The 18,892-nt window shown below is 60.3% G+C and carries 18 protein-coding genes, 1 tRNA gene and 1 pseudogene; 15 read left to right on the forward strand and 5 right to left on the reverse strand.

Annotation, left to right across the window (positions count from 1 at the left end):
- Nucleotide 1 precedes the first annotated feature (1 nt).
- From V6657_RS06765 to V6657_RS06815, 11 genes are all read left to right on the forward strand, one after another.
- Nucleotides 2-1,129, forward strand: a complete 1,128-nt coding sequence (locus V6657_RS06765) for a baseplate J/gp47 family protein (protein ID WP_048932673.1) — start codon at nt 2-4, stop codon at nt 1,127-1,129.
- Between the two features lie 187 nt (nt 1,130-1,316).
- Nucleotides 1,317-1,796, forward strand: a complete 480-nt coding sequence (locus tag V6657_RS06770) for a hypothetical protein (protein ID WP_338755011.1) — start codon at nt 1,317-1,319, stop codon at nt 1,794-1,796.
- A gap of 55 nt (nt 1,797-1,851) precedes the next feature.
- The gene (locus V6657_RS06775; protein ID WP_338755012.1) at nt 1,852-3,522 is read left to right on the forward strand and encodes a hypothetical protein; all 1,671 of its coding nucleotides are present in this window, start codon (nt 1,852-1,854) and stop codon (nt 3,520-3,522) included.
- Nucleotides 3,523-3,531: 9 nt separating this feature from the next.
- Nucleotides 3,532-4,068: a hypothetical protein gene (locus tag V6657_RS06780; protein WP_048932671.1), complete on the forward strand. Its 537-nt coding sequence runs from the start codon at nt 3,532-3,534 to the stop codon at nt 4,066-4,068.
- A gap of 42 nt (nt 4,069-4,110) precedes the next feature.
- Nucleotides 4,111-6,162, forward strand: a complete 2,052-nt coding sequence (locus tag V6657_RS06785; RefSeq protein ID WP_048932670.1) for an acyltransferase family protein — start codon at nt 4,111-4,113, stop codon at nt 6,160-6,162.
- A 157-nt stretch (nt 6,163-6,319) separates the two neighbouring features.
- Nucleotides 6,320-6,643 carry a hypothetical protein gene (locus V6657_RS06790; RefSeq protein ID WP_232317462.1) on the forward strand — a complete coding sequence of 108 codons (324 nt, stop codon included), beginning with the start codon at nt 6,320-6,322 and terminating at the stop codon, nt 6,641-6,643.
- Complete coding sequence (locus V6657_RS06795; protein ID WP_048932669.1) at nt 6,636-7,181, forward strand: glycoside hydrolase family 19 protein; 546 nt, start codon at nt 6,636-6,638, stop codon at nt 7,179-7,181. Before V6657_RS06790 ends, V6657_RS06795 begins: the two co-directional genes overlap by 8 nt.
- Nucleotides 7,182-7,240: 59 nt before the next feature.
- Entirely contained in the window at nt 7,241-7,642 is a 402-nt protein-coding gene (locus tag V6657_RS06800; protein WP_338755021.1) for a hypothetical protein, read from the forward strand.
- Nucleotides 7,606-7,797, forward strand: a complete 192-nt coding sequence (locus tag V6657_RS06805) for a hypothetical protein (protein ID WP_338755022.1) — start codon at nt 7,606-7,608, stop codon at nt 7,795-7,797. Before V6657_RS06800 ends, V6657_RS06805 begins: the two co-directional genes overlap by 37 nt.
- Nucleotides 7,781-8,194 carry a hypothetical protein gene (locus tag V6657_RS06810; RefSeq protein ID WP_048932667.1) on the forward strand — a complete coding sequence of 138 codons (414 nt, stop codon included), beginning with the start codon at nt 7,781-7,783 and terminating at the stop codon, nt 8,192-8,194. The genes V6657_RS06805 and V6657_RS06810 overlap by 17 nt, the downstream gene beginning before the upstream one ends.
- Entirely contained in the window at nt 8,191-8,448 is a 258-nt protein-coding gene (locus tag V6657_RS06815) for a hypothetical protein (protein WP_048932666.1), read from the forward strand. Before V6657_RS06810 ends, V6657_RS06815 begins: the two co-directional genes overlap by 4 nt.
- Before the next feature lie 3 nt (nt 8,449-8,451).
- Here V6657_RS06815 and V6657_RS06820 read toward each other — a convergent pair.
- The 4 genes and pseudogenes from V6657_RS06820 to V6657_RS06835 form a co-directional block, all read right to left on the reverse strand.
- Nucleotides 8,452-9,389 (reverse strand): annotated as a pseudogene (locus V6657_RS06820) (SOS response-associated peptidase family protein).
- Nucleotides 9,390-9,472: 83 nt separating this feature from the next.
- On the reverse strand, nt 9,473-10,921 hold the full coding sequence (locus V6657_RS06825; RefSeq protein WP_048932664.1) for an ISL3 family transposase: 1,449 nt from the start codon (nt 10,919-10,921) through the stop codon (nt 9,473-9,475).
- On the reverse strand, nt 10,918-11,736 hold the full coding sequence (locus V6657_RS06830; RefSeq protein ID WP_048932663.1) for a site-specific DNA-methyltransferase: 819 nt from the start codon (nt 11,734-11,736) through the stop codon (nt 10,918-10,920). Before V6657_RS06830 ends, V6657_RS06825 begins: the two co-directional genes overlap by 4 nt.
- Before the next feature lie 421 nt (nt 11,737-12,157).
- A tRNA-Ser gene (locus tag V6657_RS06835) sits at nt 12,158-12,248 on the reverse strand.
- Nucleotides 12,249-12,660: 412 nt separating this feature from the next.
- Between V6657_RS06835 and V6657_RS06840 the strand changes: the two genes are divergently transcribed.
- The 4 genes from V6657_RS06840 (at nt 12,661) to V6657_RS06855 (ending at nt 18,236) form a co-directional block, all read left to right on the forward strand.
- Nucleotides 12,661-13,680 carry a M23 family metallopeptidase gene (locus V6657_RS06840; protein ID WP_053166321.1) on the forward strand — a complete coding sequence of 340 codons (1,020 nt, stop codon included), beginning with the start codon at nt 12,661-12,663 and terminating at the stop codon, nt 13,678-13,680.
- Nucleotides 13,681-13,813: 133 nt separating this feature from the next.
- Nucleotides 13,814-14,521, forward strand: a complete 708-nt coding sequence (locus V6657_RS06845) for an outer membrane beta-barrel protein (protein ID WP_048932662.1) — start codon at nt 13,814-13,816, stop codon at nt 14,519-14,521.
- A gap of 354 nt (nt 14,522-14,875) precedes the next feature.
- Nucleotides 14,876-17,218: an autotransporter-associated beta strand repeat-containing protein gene (locus tag V6657_RS06850; RefSeq protein ID WP_248694682.1), complete on the forward strand. Its 2,343-nt coding sequence runs from the start codon at nt 14,876-14,878 to the stop codon at nt 17,216-17,218.
- A complete protein-coding gene (locus V6657_RS06855) occupies nt 17,205-18,236 on the forward strand; it encodes an autotransporter outer membrane beta-barrel domain-containing protein (RefSeq protein WP_248694693.1) in 1,032 nt (343 codons plus the stop codon). The genes V6657_RS06850 and V6657_RS06855 overlap by 14 nt, the downstream gene beginning before the upstream one ends.
- A 24-nt stretch (nt 18,237-18,260) precedes the next feature.
- Here V6657_RS06855 and V6657_RS06860 read toward each other — a convergent pair whose 3' ends face one another.
- The gene (locus V6657_RS06860; RefSeq protein ID WP_048932661.1) at nt 18,261-18,680 is read right to left on the reverse strand and encodes an NUDIX hydrolase; all 420 of its coding nucleotides are present in this window, start codon (nt 18,678-18,680) and stop codon (nt 18,261-18,263) included.
- Nucleotides 18,681-18,892: the final 212 nt, after the last annotated feature.

Raw genomic sequence — 18,892 nt, forward strand, 5'->3', positions numbered from 1 at the left:
CATGGCCAGCTTGCAGACGCAGGATTGGGTGACGCTCGTCCGGAATCAGGTCTCCGCGATCCAGGGCTATGCGAAGGTGCTAGTCGACCTGACGGTCGGATCGGTGTTGCGCGCGATCGTCGAGGCGAATGCGGCCGTTGTGGTGTGGCTGGAGGGCTTGTTGTTGCAGGTGCTGGCTATCACTCGCGCGGCGACATCGAGTGGCGCTGACCTCGATTCCTGGGTTGCTGACTTCGGTGTGACGCGCTTGCCTGCGGTGGCCGCCACCGGGATCGTCACCTTCTCCCGGTTCACTACGACCCAGCAGGTCCTGGTGCCCGTGGGGGCGACCGTGCAGACGGCCGACGGCACACAGCAATTCACCGTCACGATCGACACGACGAACCCAGCATACAACGCAGGCCTGGGCGGATATGTCATCGCGGCCGGCGTCGGAAACGTGACGGTGCCGGTTCAGGCGCTCACCGCTGGCGCTGCTGGTAACGCCGTCGCAGGGTCAGTTTCCGTCATCGCCGGCGCGATTTCAGGCGTCGATACGGTGACCAATACGGCCGCATTCACGAACGGCACCGATGCCGAGTCTGACACGGCGTTGCGCACGCGCTTCATTGCGTACGTGGCGAGCTTGTCAAAGGCGACAAAGAACGCAGTCGGATATGCCATCACGTCGCTGAAGCAGGGTCTGGTGTACTCGCTTGTCGAGAATCAGACCTACGCCGGCGCGACGCAGTACGGCTATTTCTACGTTGTGGTGGATGATGGAACCGGCTCGCCGTCGAGTACGTTGCTCGCAACCGTGGCTAATGCCATTGATGCAGTGCGCCCGCTGACCAGCACGTTCGGCGTGTTCGCGCCGGTGGTTGTGAACGCGAGTGTTGCAATGACGATCTCAACAGCCGCCGGCGCCGACCATGCGGCGACGGCTCTGGTGGTCAAGAACGCGCTCACGTCGTACATCAACGCACTGCCGCTGGGCACGACACTTCCGTTCTCCCGGCTCGCGCAGGTGGCATACGACGCTTCCCCCAGCGTGACGAACGTTACAGGCGTGACATTGAACAGCGGCACCGCTGACCTGACGGCCACAAGCCAGCAAGTCATCAAGGCAACTTCTGTGACGGTGGCGTGATGGCAACTGGTGACCAACAAGACATCTACCACCGGATTCGCTCACAGTTGCCGCAGTGGTTTGGCGATGAAGCGTCCTCGCCCGTTCTGAATGGACTGCTGCAGGGGCTGGCATACGCGCTCGCATACTTCTACAGCCTGTTGGCCTACGGCCGTCTGCAGACGCGGATCAAGACGGCCACCGATGGGTGGCTGGACATGATTGCCGCGGATTTTTCGGCGCCGCGCTGCTGCGGGCGGCCAATCAGTCCGACACGTCGTTCCGCAATCGCATCCTGATCAACCTGTTCCGCGAGCGCGCAACGCGCGCAGGGCTCATCAAGGTGCTGCAGGATCTGACGGGCCGCACGCCGACGATCATCGAGCCACTACGACCGCTAGACACCGGCGTGTATGGCGGTCCGTACATCGGCTACGGAATGGCAGGAGCCTATGGTTCGATGCTCATGCCGTATCAGGCCTTTGTGATTGCCTACAGACCGGCCGGCGCTGGCATTCCGAACGTCGCAGGCTACGGCTACTCAACCGGCGCGTACAACACGCCGTCGCAGGAAGAGTACGCGTCGCTCTCGATGATTCAGGGCGCCGTAAGCGACGCAGACATCTACGCGGCCATCGATAGCGTAAAGCCCGTGGCAACAGTCGTCTGGACCCGCATTTCGAACTGACCTACCTCACATAACCACGCAAGGCGCCTTCGGGCGCCTTTTTTATGGAGTCGCGATGGATCGCGTCATCGTTTATCCGGGCCAGATCCCTCTGGAAACCGATGTTCTCCGGACCAACAAGTTCGGCATGCTGGCTGTCGCCAAGCTCGCAGCCGCGATGCTCGGCACGTCGACCATTGTGAACGGTCTTGCATGCGTACCTACGTCGCCAGCGTCGCTGCAGGTGAACGTCAATCCCGGCGAGATGTACAGCTTGGTCAATGTGGACGCGACAGCCTACTCGTCGCTCGCTGCGGACACGACGCACAGCATCCTGAAGCAAGGCATCTCGCTCGATGCCGTCACGCTGAGTTGCCCGGCGCCGGCCACCGGTGGCCAGAGCATCAACTACTTGATCCAGGCCACGTACCAGGATTCGGACACCGACAACACCACGCTGCCGTACTACAACGCGAGCAATCCGTCGCAAGCTTGGTCGGGCCCGAATAACAGCGGCACACCGCAGTCCACGACCCGCAAGGGCGCAGTCGTGATCAGCGCCAAAGCGGGTACCGCCGCGACTACCGGCACTCAGACAACACCAGCGCCAGACTCTGGTTACACCGGTCTATGGGTTGTCACCGTAGCCAATGGTCAGTCGACGATCACGTCCGCAAACATCACGCAGGCGACGAATGCGCCAATCCTGCCGGCCGATTTGCTCCACGCGATCCAGCAGTCGTTGCTGACGGTAGCGTCGGACACCGGCAGCGCCAACACCTACGTTGTCAGCTACAGCCCGCCGGTCACGGCACTGACCGATGGCATGGTGCTGTGGTTCAAGGCCAAGACTGCCAACACCGGAGCGTCCACGCTCAACGTGAACGGCCTCGGCGCTGTTCCTCTCGTGGGCGGCGCGCACGCTGCACTTCAGGGTAATGAGGTCGTTGCGAACGGCAAATGCCAAGTCGTCTACAAGGCTGACATCAGCTCTTTTGTGCTGATCGAGTGCACGGGCGCGGCCGTTCAAGTCGCCCCCGCCACGCAGAGCCAACACGCCTTGCAGTTGGGACAAGCGCAGGCGATGCGTGGCAGCTACAACGGCTCGTCGTCCTATTCAACATCTGCGACCCTCACAAATTCGCAGATTGGACAACTCATCATTTTCTATGGTGGTCCCGGCCAAACAATCACGCTGCCCTCAGTTTTGATACCGCAAGGCTCCCAGTTCAACATCATCAACATTGGTAGCGGCAGCCTAACTGTTGCAGCAAACGGCACTGACACAATTGATGCAGGACCATCTGCACTTTCATCGATCAATGTGCCGCAATTCTGCGAAGTTACGTTGACGCCGGATGGGAGTGGTACGCGATGGGCACAGAAGGGCTCCGCATCCCTGCAGTACTCGCCATTGGCAGTCGGAGCCTCCACGCAAAGCGGCCATGCGGTGAATCAGAGCCAGGTTGTTGGTGTTGGGCAGACATTCACGAATGTCACCGCGTCGCGCGCATCCGGGACGACCTACACGAATTCCACGGGTAAACCAATCATTGTCTATGTGAACGCAACGACAACAGCTTCTAACGGCGCGCTTTCAATCGCAGTGAATGGGGTTACATGTGGGTTTAGCGTGCAGCCCATTTCTGGGTCTGTTGTAGCGGCTACCGCGCTCGTACCCAGTGGTGGGACTTATGTCGTAAGTGTCGGCTCCGCTAACACCTTGTCTTGGTCCGAACTTCGTTAAAGGTAATTCATGAAAACATTCATTGACACCGCAACGCAGCAGATCTATGCATTCGAGAACGATGTGGTGGTCACCTCAATGGGTGGCGTCTATTCATTCAAGGCACAGGATGGCACTACGCTGAATGTGCCAGTGACGTTGCAGCCGCACTCATCTTCTGCGCCAGCCTCGGTCCAACCACTCGCAGCCGCGCGGGCTGCTCAGATCAACAAGATCAACGCTGCCTGCGCAGCAGCATTGGTGTCAGGCTTTCCGTCCTCGGCACTAGGCACAGTACGCAACTATCCATCGCAGGACACCGACCAGCGAAATCTTCAAAGCGCCGTGTCCGCTGCCGTCGGCGCAGCCACGACGTGGGCGACGCCGATTTGGTGCGCCAACTCCGATGTCTGGTCGCTGGCTCCGCACTCTGCTGCACAAGTCCAACAGGTCAACACCGATTGGCTGGCGTTCCGCGTGGCCGCACAACAGAAGTACGCGGACCTTGTCTCGCAAATCAATGCCGCGACGAGCGTATCCGATGTGCTGACCATCACTTGGGGCTGATGCAGCTCGTATATTAGGGCTGGTACGGGGAAACGCGATATTATGCGCGCCATGAAACCAGATGCCGCTGTGGGCAATATAGTGCCCGCTTCATACCGCCCAGATATTGACGGGATCAGAGCCATTGCGATCCTCACCGTAGTGGCTTTCCACGCTTTTCCTGACTATTTCCCTGGTGGATTTGTTGGGGTAGACGTGTTCTTCGTGATCTCCGGCTTCTTGATCTCCGGGATCATCTTTGATGGTCTTGAGCGAGGCGAATTTAGCTTCGTGCGGTTCTACTCGCACCGCATCAAGCGGATTTTCCCAGCATTGATTCTGACGCTGGTAGCATGCTTTGCGCTTGGATGGTTCCTGCTATTGCCGGACGAGCTCAAGCAGCTTGGCAAGCACATAGCTGCTGGCGCCGGCTTCGCGCAGAACTTCGTGCTCTGGAGTGAGGCGGGTTATTTTGATAATCAGTCTGCGCTGAAGCCACTTCTTCACCTCTGGTCGTTGTCCATAGAAGAGCAGTTTTACATTTTCTACCCGCTCTTGATGGTGGTTGTATGGCGCCTTCGTTTCAATGCGTTGGCCGTCATTCTGGTGCTGACCGTCATTTCGTTCTCGTTGAATGTGCGTGACGTGGCTGCTGCGCCGACTGAGACTTTCTTTTTCCCGCAATCACGTGGCTGGGAATTGATGGTCGGCGCGATTCTGGCTTACCTGACGACATTCAAGCGCAATACCGTCAACGCGTTGCTGTCTGTTTGGCCCCAGCGCACGAAGGTGGTTTGTGCGAATGTAATGTCGGCCTTCGGCCTCGCGCTTATCGGGTCGGTCGCGTTTTCGCTCGTCAAGAGCGAACATTTCCCAGGATGGCTCGCACTGTTGCCAGTCGTAGGTGCAGCGTTGATGATCGCGGCGGGCCCCAATACGTTGATCAACCGGTATGTCATCGGCAACAGGGCGATGGTGTTTGTCGGCTTGATCAGCTATCCCCTGTATCTCTGGCATTGGCCCCTTCTGTCGTTCCCGCACATTATCGATGCCGGCGAGCCTGCGATCGAAGTTCGAGTCGGCGCCGTTGCCTTGAGCTTTTTCCTCGCCTGGTTGACGTATCGATTGATCGAGCGCCCAATTCGCTTTGGCTCATCGAAATCTTCTCTCGCGCAACTCGGGCTCGTGTTTAGCTTGGCCGTGGTCGGCATCGTCGGGTATGTGACTTTCGCGAAAAACGGGCTTGAGTTCCGCCAGGCCGCAATCATCAATAGCGCCAACAAGTTCGATTACCCGTTCATTCACACGTGTCAGTATTCCACTGGGCTGGCGCCCAATCGCGACGGTTGCGGTGCTGATCGTCTGCCGACGACACCGCCGAATGTCGTCCTGATCGGCGACAGCGTTTCGAACGCGTATTCAGAGGTGATGAACGAATACGTGCGCCGGACAGGCGACGTTTCCTATTACCAGTTCGGGCGTGGTCTGTGCCCGATGCTGCTGGACTACGGCCCCTCGTACTGCAGAGAAATAACGGACTTCGCGAAGCGGTACATTGCCGAAACACCGTCTGTGGACACCGTAGTGCTCCCTTCGAATTGGCCTCTGTACGCCAAGGGATTGGACTGGGCTAAGGGACTGGCAAATTTGAAGGGTGAGTACAAGGAAACGCCTGAGAGCTTCTATCAATCCTTCGCAAGAACGGTCGATTACTACCAGAAGTTGGGCAAAAAGGTGGTCGTATTCTTGACGCCGCCATCTGGGATAGATCCGCGATCCTGCACGCTTCGAGTATTCAAATTCACGAAGAAGAATCTATGTGACTCGAATGTCTGGGTTGCGAAAGAAATCGATGGGGAGTATCGGTCGCGGTTGCTTCCTTACCTCACGACCCACAACGTGGAAGTGTTCGATCCGTTCAAGATTATGTGCGGGGACGTAAAGTGTAAGACCACAGACGGCGACAAGATCCTGTGGGCTGACAGCGGCCACATGAGCCGCGCTGGTAGTCAATTTTTGGTGCGGGAAGGGTTCTCTGACCTCCAAAGCATTTTTGGCAAGAAAAAGATCGCCGGACCGCCGCCAGGGACAAAGCCGCTGGCAACAGCAAACTGATTTGTGATCAAACAACATAGCCCGCTACGTGCGGGCTTTTCTCATTTCTGGGGGTCTGAATGTCTGAACCAATCAGCGGCAGCGCGGCAGCGGGGCCGCAGGTGCGGCCGCTTTCAAAGCCTTAGGCGGCCCGGCCGCCGTGGCAGGAGGTGCGAGCGTGCTTGCGACGATTGTGGTGATGGTGATGACGCTGCCGCGAACGCGCGGTGAATGGGCAGTTGCCCTGATCTCGACGGTGGTGGCCAGCCTATGCGGAGGTGCGGCGGTGATCCAGTACTGGGGACTGGCCACCTGGATGACCACGACCAACGGGGCCATGGCGCTGGGTGGCATCTACTTCGTTTGCGGGCTGCCAGGCTGGTCGATTGTCCGCTGGGCCTTCAACTTCCTGAACAAGCGCAAGGACAAGGACCTGGCGGAGATTGCCGCCGAGGTCGTGGACGACGCGCGCAAGATCGCAGCAGGTGGCACGAATGTCTGACCCTCTTGTCACTGCCACACAGCTGCACGCGATCATGCCGCTGGCCGGCGCGCGCGCGGATGTGTTCGCCCCCATCCTGTCTGACGTGATGCTGTTCCGGCAGATCAACACTCCGGCACGTGCTGCAGCCTTCCTGGCACAGGTCGGGCATGAATCCGGCCAGCTGCGCTACCTGCGCGAGATCTGGGGGCCGACGCCGGCCCAGGTGCGATACGAGGGCAGGGCGGACCTCGGCAACGCGCAGCCGGGCGACGGCAAACGGTTCATGGGGCGAGGCCTCATTCAGATCACTGGCCGCAAGAACTACGCCGATTGCGGCGCGGCCCTTGGCCTCGACCTGATCACACAGCCCGAACTGCTGGAGAAGCCGCAGAACGCAGCCGCATCGGCCGCGTGGTTCTGGGTGCAGCACAACCTGAACCGGTTTGCCGATCGCGGCGACTTCGTTGGGCTCACGCGGGCTATCAACGGTGGCACGAACGGCATTGCCGACCGCCGGGCGCTCTGGGAGCGCGCAAAGGCTGCGCTGAAAGGCTGATCCACACTCACTCGACACAGCCCCGCCGCGCGCGGGGCTTTGCGTTTCTGGAGGGCCATATGGCCGTCACTGATACCCACGAAGAGAAAGAGACGTTGGCCGTCGACGTGCTGCTGCCCGGGCACGAAGCCCGCGTCACGACCGCGCTGTTCACGCACACGAAGAAGCAGCTGATCGAGCGCGAGGGCGGCCGCTGCTTCATTTGCAACGCCACGGCGGAAGAGAGCGGCCACCCGTTGGAGGCGCATCACCATCCGATCGAGCGGTCGCTGGCCAATCTCATCAACTGGGAGCGCGTCGCCGCACAGGCGAAGGCCGGCGAGTTTGCGCGCGCGCAGCGGCGTTCGACTGGGATGGCTTCTTCAAGGGTGCCAAGGCCGTGGCGGCACCCGCCGTTGAAGGGAGGGCGGCAGCGCAGTACTTGGTGCCGGCTGACCCATACCTGTTCGTCGACGACATGACCGTGAATGGGCTACTGCTCTGCAAGCAGCACCACACGGGCAAGGACGCCGGCATCCACGACATGCCGTTCCCGCTCTGGATCGCACAGCGGTACGCGATCGAGGGCTACCAATTCACACCGAACGAGGTGATCCACCATGCTGATGCTGATTGAGAAGGCCATCGACTGGCTTTTTGGCGACGTGAAGCGCATCTTGATCGTGGCGGTCCTTCTGGTGATCGGCATGGCCGCCGCCGTCGGTATGATCTACAAGCACGAGCGAGATGCGGCACGCGCCGAACTGGCGAAAGTGCAAACGGCTCTCGCGAAAGCCGAGGGCGACAACCAGGCACTGGGCGCATCCCTGGCGCGGCAGAGTCAGGCCGTTACCGACATGCAGAAGGCGGCGATTGCGCGCGAGGCAGCAGCTGCGGCCGCCGACAAGGCGGCCCAAGCCGATCAGGCCAAGTACAGCATTGCCGCCGGCCGCATCCTGGCACAACAGCCTGGCGTCGATGCCTGCGCGTCGCTGCACGCCCTGCGCGTGAGCTACAGCGGGAGCCAACCATGATCCGGGCCGCATTGCTGTGCCTACTGTTGGCCGGCTGCGCCAACGCGCCGCAGGTCATTGAGAAGCCCGTGGAGGTGAAAGTGCCGGTTCCCGTGCCATGCAAGGCGCCGGACGTCCCCGTGCCGGCGTGGCCGCTCGCCGCGGTGCCTTCGTCGGCCAGTGACTTCGATTTCTACAAGGCCGCGCTGGCTGAGGTCGAGTTGCGAAAGGGGTACGAGGCGCGTTTGCGCGCGGCTTTGGCCGCTTGCCAGTAGCCGTCAGCCAGCGACGCTGTGCACGAAGCGCGGCATCCCGTTGTCGCGCAGGATCTCGTCCATCGCGTCGAGGTCGTTCGGGTCTGGGTTGAGCCACGCATCGAGGTCTTCTGGCTTGATTGGCACCGGACAGCGGTCATGGCCAGCCTCTGAAATCGCCGGCGGCGGGTCCGTGGTGATAATCGCGAACGACAGTAGATCCTGTTCACCCGGCTTCGTCGCGCGCCAGTGCGACCACACGCAAGCCACCAGCATCGTCTGCGGCGGATCCGGCCGGAACTCCAGCACGATGTTCTTTCCTCCGGCCCGGCCACGTTCTCGTAGAACGCATCGACCAGCACCACGCCGTGCGTGTGGCCGTATTGCCCCTTCCAAAATCCCCGCAAATTGTCCATCCTGGCGTTGTACGTGCTCGGGTACTTGGTGTCGTAGAACGCCGGCTTGCCGGCCGGCCGACACTGGTATCGCATGGGCTTGACCACGCGGCGGCCGTTCTCCCACACCATCACTGGCGCATACCAGCCTGGGAAGATGCGCGAGTCGCGCGGCTTGATCTCAGTGCTCTTCAGGTCTTCGAGCTTGCCCTTGGCCCACGCGATCTTGTTGGAGGCGATGCGCACCTCGTCGGCCGCTTTCTTTGTTGGCTTTGCTGCCAGCGACGCCTGCGCGTTTTCCAGGCGCTCCGTTTGCTTGGCGAGTTCCTGCAGCAGCCGGATTTCCTCCGCTTCCATGCTGGCCCGCAGCACGTCGGCGATCTTCTTTTCCTCTTCGGTCTCGGGTGATTCCAAGAACGGCGCGGCCATTGCCTTCGGGAACTTCACCGACCCCGGATTCTGGAAGTACTCCGTCACCAGGCGCGAGAATGCGTCAAGAGACATGACGGCGCCGTACTCGCGAACGAACCGCTTGTAGTCGGCCTTGATCTGGGCGGAGTAGCACATGGTTTGCTCCCGTGGGGTGGGGCCATGTTAAAGCAGCCGATTGGCATGTCCAGAGTGCTGTATATTTATGGCTCTGCGGAAAATCATGTGGAAGGCTGTGAGCCATGACTAGCCCTCTCCGTGTGGAATCGCTGATAGCAAGTCGAGCAGACGTACGCCCGTTTCGGGTAGGCGCGCCGGTTCGCTTCGCGGCGAATCTCATCCTTTGTGATGGGTGGAAGTGTATGTGCCTCCAACTCGTCGGGGTCGAAGATGCCGTTGCACGACCCACACCGGCTTCCGAGCGCTTCGACGAGCGCGACTTGCCTTTCCACCTGGTAGGCAGTTCGTTTCTTCATGTGGCCCTCCACTGGTTCCTTCTTGTGCAGTTTTCCGTACAGCAGCCTGGCGCGCAGCACCTCGAAGCTGTAGCCCCGGCCGGCACGGTTAATGACCTTCGCCACGCCGTTCAGGGCTTCCGTGTAGCCGTTCGAAATCGGGTGGTCGAAGTAGGCGAGCATCTCCTCGCGCCAGTTACGGGTGGACGTGAGCAACGGCTGAAAGCTCTTCTTGCCCTTCTTCATGGCGGCTGGCACAGACTTGCGCCATTCGTCCAGTCGCTCCGCGGCGTCGGCCTTGGACGGCGCGTCGTAGATGTCGTAGAACGCTTCCTTCAGCCGGTAGGCGGTCGCCACGTGCGGCTCGTTGTCCAGCCACATCTGGAGGTTGAAGCGACCCTGCTCGTCGAGGTTCTTGTAGCGCATCCGGAGCAATGCCTTGCGCCGCATCCAGTCCCGACCCACGGCCTTCTCCTGGTCCCTGGCCAGCGTGATTCGGATGTCGTCCATGGCGCGGTTCGCCATTCTTACCAGGTGAAACTTGTCGACAACGACCGGCAGGCCAGGGAAGACGGATTGCGCGGCATCCTTGTACGGCTTCCACATGTCGATAGCGAGGCCCTTGACGCCGCCGCGCTCCTTGAACTGATGCAGCCACGCAGTCACGAGCGGCTTGTCGCGGTCGGGCAGCATGTCGATGGGAACCCGGTTGACGACGTCGGTGATGATGCACCGGAGCTTGCCGTCAATCTGCGTCTCGTCGATGCCCAGCCATTCTGGCAGCCAAGGCTTGTACTCAGCGTTCAGGCGTTCGATGTAGTCGCCGGCCAACGTGCGGACGGTCTTGTCATCGCAGCCGACGTGCTCGGCGATACGAGTGAAGGTGTCCCGGAGGCACTGCTCTTCGATGTACTGGACGCAACGAGCCGTCATGCGCGTCGCCGGGTGGATGCCGCCCAGCGGCTGGATGAACGTGCCGCCGCACTCGCGGCACCTGAAGCGCTGGGCATTGGCTTCGATACTCACCGGACGGCCCCGAATAGGGCTATCTCGGAAAATGATCATTTTGGGGCCGTGCTTATAAACTCGGCCAATTACGCCGCATTTTTGACATGCTTCGGGCAAAACTGTGTAGTCAGCCGAGATAACGTACTGGTCGTCTTCGGTACGGACGGCGGTCGGCTCCCAGCCTGGAAGGTCAAGAATGTCAGTCATGCAACACTCGCGTCGAACAGGCCGTGTTGCTCTGCAATTTCGGCAGGAGCAAAAAGCCCGCAGCCTTGCCGTTCGGCATTTGAGATGCGCTCGCAGGCGATGTCGAAAAACTTCGGCTCAAGTTCAATGCCAATGAATTGTTTCCCGCGCCGCGCACACGCAACCCCAGTCGTTCCGCTGCCCATGAATGGGTCAAACAGAACGCCCGCACCAGTGGTCTCGATTACAGTTTCGGGAAGTGCGACTGGGAACGGAGCCGGATGCCCTGTTTCCTGCCGCTCCATGCCAAGCCGCCACACATCTCCGCTTCCAGAAGCGGAATGGCTCTTCAGCGAAAACGACTGCTTTGCGAAAAGCATCACCCACTCTTGGCGCGTGCAGTAATGCCTAAGATTCACATCAATTCCAGTTCCGCGGTCCCAAATGATGATTTGTCGAAGAAGGGCCTCTCCGAAGTTAAAGGACAAGGGAACTCGTATCGTTCCATGCTCGACGCGTGGCCGATGATTGTAAAAGACGGCTTGCTTGGAGAGCCGCCACATTTCAGAAAGACATTTCCGCTGCCAGTCGTCATATTCGCCCTGAGGAAGCGCGTCCGAATGCAGGCCGTAACCATCCCGGAACCGTCCTCCTTTGTTGGCCGCCCCAGGCTTGTACATGCCTTTCCCGCCGCCGCCCGGGATGAGTCCCATGTTGTAGGGCGGACTGGTGACCGTGACGTCGACGCACTCATCGCTCATCTCCGACATCACTTCCAGGCAATCACCGCAATACAAAGTTGCCGAGCCAATTTTCACTTTGGTTACGCTGCTCATGAATCCCTCGTTCCACACGTTATTCCGAATTTTAATTATATTCGAGAATCATGAATTACACACGTTATTCCGCAGAGCCATATTTATACAGTATGAGCAAACCAATATGCCCAGGTCTCAGAGGAGATCTAGCGGCCAGCGACATCGTCTGGTTCTACCGTGAGCGCACGTGCTGCACGTGCTCACATGCCATCTGCGAGCTTGAAGGACAAGGCGATGGGCTATTTTTGAACGTAGTGGCGGGGTGTGATCGGGGGTTGCGGAACAGCAGCTACCCGTGTGACTCATACGAGCGCGAACCTGGTGTCGACTGAAGGGGAAAGTTTTTGCGAAAACCGCGCTTTGGCGAATCGCAATGACCCAGCAGGCGATCTATGACCCAAGCATTGCGCTTGGCGGCCTGCAAAGCCTTATGAATACTTGGCGGAGAGAAGGGGATTCGAACCCCTGATAGGCTATTAACCTATACACGCTTTCCAGGCGTGCGACTTCAACCACTCATCCATCTCTCCGGAAGCCCGCGATTGTAGCACACCGCGCAAGGACGCCAAGCCCCGCACGTGGTCTCGGCCCAAGTTCGGTGATGCGTCGACACGAATCTCACGGGAAGCGAGCCATTCGCCACCTGCCAACACGCTGCCGCCAGCCAGGGCGCAATTCGCTGCGCCAAATCGGACAGGTCTTATACACCCGCACGGAACGCATCGGTACATTCGACCCCGGTGCCTAGCGTGACGCAAATTTTTGTGTCGTGCGGCATGACCCGATTTTCAGTTTCTTTCTCAAGCGAGTGATGACGCCATGCAGTTCGACCTGCCTTTCTCCCGTCTCGCACGCGAACAAGGTCGCCTTGCAGGCAACATTATCCCGGCGCGTCGAGTCCGGCGGTCGCTATGCGCTTGTCTTGCCCTGCTGTACGGATCCATGACGGCTGTCATCCCCGTACCCGCATTGGGCGTGACGCCGGTAGCGGATGCGCCAGCAGTGTCGAACGTGGCATTCACGCCGACGGCTGGCAACCTTGTCGATGTGCGTTTCTCCAATCCCTCCCGTGCGCCGTGGGGTGCCTCTGCGATGTCGTCGCCGACAGCAGATTCGCAATCCGGCATGCGAGCAGGCGAGATTGCGAGCACGCTTCGCAAGGCGCTCGCGCGTGCGGATCTGCCGGGTGACCTGCTGCAGCAGATCACGCGACTGCTTCGCGGAAACGTCGACATGTCGGCGCGAGGCGTGGCGGGCGACTACTTCCGTGTCGCCTACGAACCCGTTGCAGAGGCTTGCTGCGAGCAGGCCATCCGTCTGACCGCAATCGAAGTGCAGTTCCAGGGCAAGCGCTATGCAGGCGTTTGGTTTGCAACGAACGAGCGTCCGCAGGGCGACTACTACCGATTCGACGGCACGCTCATGGCGGGGCTGCGTTTCACCTTGCCGGTTCAGGCAACCCGCATCAGCTCGGATTTTGGCGAGCGCACGCATCCTGTCACGGGTGTCCATCACGGACACTCCGGTGTGGACCTTGCGGCACCGATCGGCAGGGCTGTGCGAGCTTCCGAGGCAGGCGTGGTTGCGCATATCGGCAATGAGCGGCGCGGCTACGGAAAATATGTGGTCATCCGGCATGCAGATGGCCACACGTCCTACTACGCGCATCTCTCCAAGATCGAACCCAAGCTCCGGGTGGGAATGTCCGTCGATCGCGCTCAACGTGTTGGTGCGGTTGGTCGTACCGGCACGGCAACCGGACCGCACCTGCATTTCGAAGTCCGTCGTGCCGATCGTCCTATCGATCCGCTTGCCTTGATTCACAAAGCAAGTACGCAAGCCCTACGCGGCGATCAACTCGCGGCATTCCAGCGTGTTGCCACCTTGGCGATGACGCGTCTTGCCGGCGCTGGGCCGGCATCGGTGGTGGCGACTTCTGCCGCCCAGAGCAACGTGTGTTGATGCGTGTGCCAAGTCTGCGGTCCGCCTCCGTAGCGCTACGGAGGCGCCACCCGTAGCCAACCGGGTTCAACGAGAACGGTGCGCTTCTTACGATGGAGGTCTCTCTCCTCTCATCGTTTCAAGGACCGTTTTCATGATCAAGACTCTTGCACTGCCCGGCGCGCTGGCGCTGCTGTTCTCGGGCGCGGCATTCGCCCAAGCCACCGCCGATGCTTCAAAGGAAGAGGGCTACTACGGCGCTGCTCGCATCGTGGGTGCTAAGCACAAGGCCGACGACATGGCTTCCACTGCGCGCCCGCGGATCGGTAGCTTCGTTTCGATTGACGACAGTGCCAATCTCGTCACGGGTTCGTTCGCGCTGGGTTACGACTTCGCCAACGGCTGGCGCGTCGAAGGTGAATACACGCTGCCGCGTACTGATTCCTTTGTGAGCGGTTCGACCCGTTGGCCCAGCAACAACTATCACGACATCAAATCGCAACGCCTGATGGCCAATGTGTACCGCGACTTCGCGGTGGCCAAGAACGTGTCGGTGTACGCCATGGGCGGTCTGGGTCTGTCCATGCTGAAATCGGAAGGCGCGCAGATCAATCCGGCCAATGGTTTTGGCGGTCCGTTCAACTCTGCAAGCCAGACTAATTTGGCGTGGTCGCTGGGTGCGGGTGTTTCGTACTCCCCGATCAAGAAGCTGACCCTGGACCTGGGCTACCGCTATGTCGATATGGGCAAGACGGAAAGCGGTTGGAACGCATTCACCAACGCTGTCGGCATGCAAGATGAAATGCTGCGCGCCAAACTGGTTTCGCACGAAATCTATCTGGGTGCACGTTACAAGTTCTAAAAACCTGTCTGCGATACCTTCCTAATCACCACGTTGGAGAACCCACCGTGTTGGTTTTACGCCCGGAGCGTTGATGCGCGCCGGGCGTTTTCGCATCTGATGGAAAAAAATCGCTCGGGCTGCGTTTCCGAGCGATTTTCGTTTACGCGAAACGGCGCTTGATTGCCGACTTCGTGTAGGGCTCCGGCAGGGCGCCATGTGCAGGCACAGCAGAGGAATTTAGGTCGGTTTGGCTGGTACTGCAAATCAATCTTCGCTTCATTTCCAGTTGTTGCTAGGCAATCCTGGCCGATGTTATAAACACGAGCGCAACAATCTGTAGCAATGGCCCCCATCATATTGCGAGAGAAAAAAATGAATAAGAATGCGTGGAGTCTGGGTGTTGGCGGGATGGCGATTATTACTGGCACGATGCCCGTTGGTGCCTACGCCGCCTGTTCGTCGACAGCGCCGACCAGTGGTACGACGGTCAATTGCTCGAATCCGGGCATTCCGTCGGTGAATGCGGTTGCCGGTAGCACCAATGTCACCATCAATATCGATTCAACGGCCACCGGCAGCTACACGTTGGCAACGACGCCGACGCCATTTTCTGTTGATACGCAAAGCGCCATCACCAATAACGGCAATCTCTCGCTGTCTGGCAATGGCACCGGAGTTGCAAACCGCGGTGCCATGCTGATTGGGGTGAATAACAACAACACGATCACCAATGGCGTGACCGGTGTGATCACGACCACCGGCACATACAACGATGGCATAGCCGCCAACGGCAATGGCAATACGCTTGTCAACAATGGCTCCATTACAACCACCGGCAACAATTCGTATGGCATGACTGCCGCGTGGGGCCAAAGCAATCCGGGAGCCTCGGGCAATACGATTACCAACACCGGTACGGTAACGACGTCCGGAAGCAATGCTCGCGCGGTGTCGTTGCTTGGTGGCAACGGCACCGTCAATAACAGCGGTACGCTGACTTCCAACGGCAGGGATGCTCCGGCCGTCTATATGCAGGGCAATAACGACACCCTGAACAACAGCGGCACGATTCAGACGACGGGCACCGCATCGAGCAGCGGCAGCGTGGATGCGGTGGTGTCGAACACGCTCGGCAGCTCGTTTACCGCAACCATCAACAACCAGGCTGGCGGCCGGATCATCAGCAACAACGGTATCGGTGTCCGCTCGACCAACGGCGCCACGACGATCACCAATGCAGGGTTGATCCAGGGCGGTGGTGGGACGGCTATCCAGGGCGGCAACGGCAACGTGACGCTGATTCTGCAGACGGGCTCGCAGATCATCGGTACGGCCAACGGTGGTGGCGGCACTAACACGGTGACGCTGCAAGGTACGGGCACGGCGTCCAATGCGTTCACCAATTTCCAGAGCCTGACCATGGCCGGTACCGCCTGGACCTGGGCAGGCACCGGTACGTTCTCAACCGCGCTGGTACAGAGCGGCACGCTCAATCTGACGGGCACGCTTGGCACGACCACAGCCTCCGTCGTTGCCACCGTCAACGCTGGCGCGACGTTGCAGGCGAATGCGTCGAACTTGCCGCTGTCCGTGACTGACAACGGGCTCGTGCGCTTCCAGCAGGACAGCGCCGGCACCTACACGGGTACCATCAGCGGGTCCGGTGCGGTTGAGAAGACCGGCGCGGGTACCTTGACCGTGTCTGGCAGCAACACGTATGCCGGCGGTACGACCATTACGCAGGGCGCGTTGTCGGTGGCCGCAGACAATGCATTGGGCGCGTCCGCGGGTGCGCTCACGCTCAACGGCGGTACGCTGCAACTCGGCAGCGCGTTCAACCTGGCATCAAGCCGCGCGGTGTCGATTACGGCCAACAACGGCACGATCGATACGCAGGGCTTCAATTCCACGGTTGCGCAGAACATCACCGGAACGGGTTCGCTGACCAAGCTCGGCAGCGGTGTCCTCACGCTGAACGGGGCGAACAGCTACGCCGGCGGTACCAACGTCAATGTCGGCACCCTGGTTGTCGGCGATGGCACCAGTGCATCGGCGGCGCTCTCTGGCGGCGGCGCGGTGTCGGTGGCCGGCGGTGCGACGCTCGGTGGCTATGGCAGCGTGACCGGCAACGTGACGAACAATGGCACGATTGGCGTTGCGAATGCGTTGGCCAGTCTGGCTAGCGGTGCAACCGGCAACTTCCAGATCAACGGCAATCTGACCAATGCGGGACTCGCGCAACTTGGGGGTAGCGGGGTCGGCAACACCCTGACCGTAGCGGGCAACTACACCGGCCAGAGCGCGACGATCGCGCTGAACACAGTACTGGCGGGTGATGGTGCGGCATCGGACAGACTCGTTGTGAGCGGCGGCACTGCAAGCGGCTCAAGCGCGCTCAAGGTGACGAACGTGGGTGGGGCAGGCGCGCAAACGATCGCCGACGGTATTCAGGTCGTGCAGGCAGTCAACGGGGCGACGACTGGTGCGAGTGCCTTTACGCTGTCGGGCGGCTCAGTCAGCGCTGGGGCCTACACGTACTTCCTGGCCAGGGGTGGTGCATCGAGTGGCACAGGCAACAACTGGTATCTGCGTAACACGATTCCCCCCCGCGCCTACACCGGCTCCCACACCAACTCCTACACCCACGCCGACTCCTACACCGGCGCCAGCCCCGACCCCGACGCCTGCGCCTGTACCGCCCATTACGTCGGCTGAAGGCACGCCGACCTCGATCGTCGAGGCCATTGCAGATGCAGCACCGGGTGCTGCTCCGTTGCCCATCTATCGCCCGGAAGTGCCGCTGTACTCGGAAGCGCCGGCGGTCGCACGGCAGCTCGGCTTGCTGCAGATCGATACGTTCCATGACCGCCAGGGCGAGCAGGGTTTGCTGACTGAAAACGGCGCCGTGCCGGCTTCGTGGGCGCGTGTGTGGGGTGGTAACACCAACATCAAGCAGAAGGGCGATGTGAACCCGTCGTTTGACGGAACGGTGTGGGGTATGCAGGTTGGTCAGGATCTATACGCAGACACCCAACAGAGCGGCCATCGCAATCACTATGGCGTGTTGCTGGGCTTCTCGCGCGCGGTGGGTGACGTGAGTGGTTTCGCGTTGGCGCAGCAGGGGCTGGGCGTCGGCTCCTTGCAGGTCAACGGTTACAACCTCGGCGGTTACTGGACACATGTCGCGCCGACGGGGTGGTACACGGATGCCGTCTTGATGGGCAGCGCGCTAACGGTGCGCACAAGCTCAAACGACAACGTGCACGGTTCCACCAACGGCAACGCCATTACAGGCTCTGTCGAAGCCGGACTGCCGATCCCGCTCAGCCAGGGGCTGACGCTTGAACCGCAGGCGCAACTGGTTTGGCAACGGTTGTCGCTCAAGGATTTCAACGACGGAGTCTCGAACGTGTCGTGGAACAACGGCAACACGTTCCTGGGCCGCGTGGGTGCACGGCTGCAATGGTCGTTTGATTCGAACGGGATCAACTGGAAGCCGTATCTGCGCTTGAACGTGCTGCGTTCGTTCGGTTCGGATGACAAGACCACGTTTGGTGGAAGCACCACGATTGGCGCGCAGGTTGGCCAGACGGCCGGGCAGATCGGTGCAGGGCTGGTCGCGCAACTCAGCAAACGCAGCAGTGCGTATGCAACGCTCAGCTATCTCACGAATCTGGGTGGCGAGCACCAGCGCACGGTCCTGGGCAACGTGGGGGTGCGTTGGGCGTGGTGAGGTGGCCCGGGTGGCTCGGGCAGCTTAGGCGGCTGCCTGCAGCAGCATCGCCTCCATGTAGGCCATGACGTAGCGCTCGTCGTCCAGGATTTTGAGCGCGCGCTTGACGATGAATGGCGTCGGTCGGCTGCAGTCGATCGACGCAATCGTCTGTCGGTCGAACCAGGCGCAGTGGGCAATCTCCTGAGCTGGGCGGGCGATGGCACTGGCTTCGATGTCGGCGACAAACACGTGGTGCCGCTTGTTGCCACCAGCGAATTGGAACAATGGGCGTACGGTACGGCAGACGATGCCCGTTTCCTCCGCCAACTCGCGGCGGGCGGCGTCGCCCAGTGTTTCACCGCGGCGCGGTTTGCCACCAGGCAACACCCAGCGAGCATTGAGCCGGGCGACCAGAAGGATCCGGTCACCGCGTTTGCAGAGGACGGTTGCTCGTTCTTTCATGACTGGGCTTCCACAGCGGCGAACATAAAAAAACTGCCGCCCAGAGGCGGCGAAATGGAAAGTGTCTAAAGCAAGTTGCTGGACCGCGGGAGTGGACCACGCCCAACACAGTCATTCTCTCGAAGGGGCGCCGTACTCTGAATGAGATTTGTCCGATTTGGCTACGTGATGCCGTAGGACAAGACCGAATATGGTTTGTCGTCCGTTTGTTC

It is taken from the genome of Ralstonia sp. RRA (assembly GCF_037023145.1).
GTDB lineage: Bacteria > Pseudomonadota > Gammaproteobacteria > Burkholderiales > Burkholderiaceae > Ralstonia.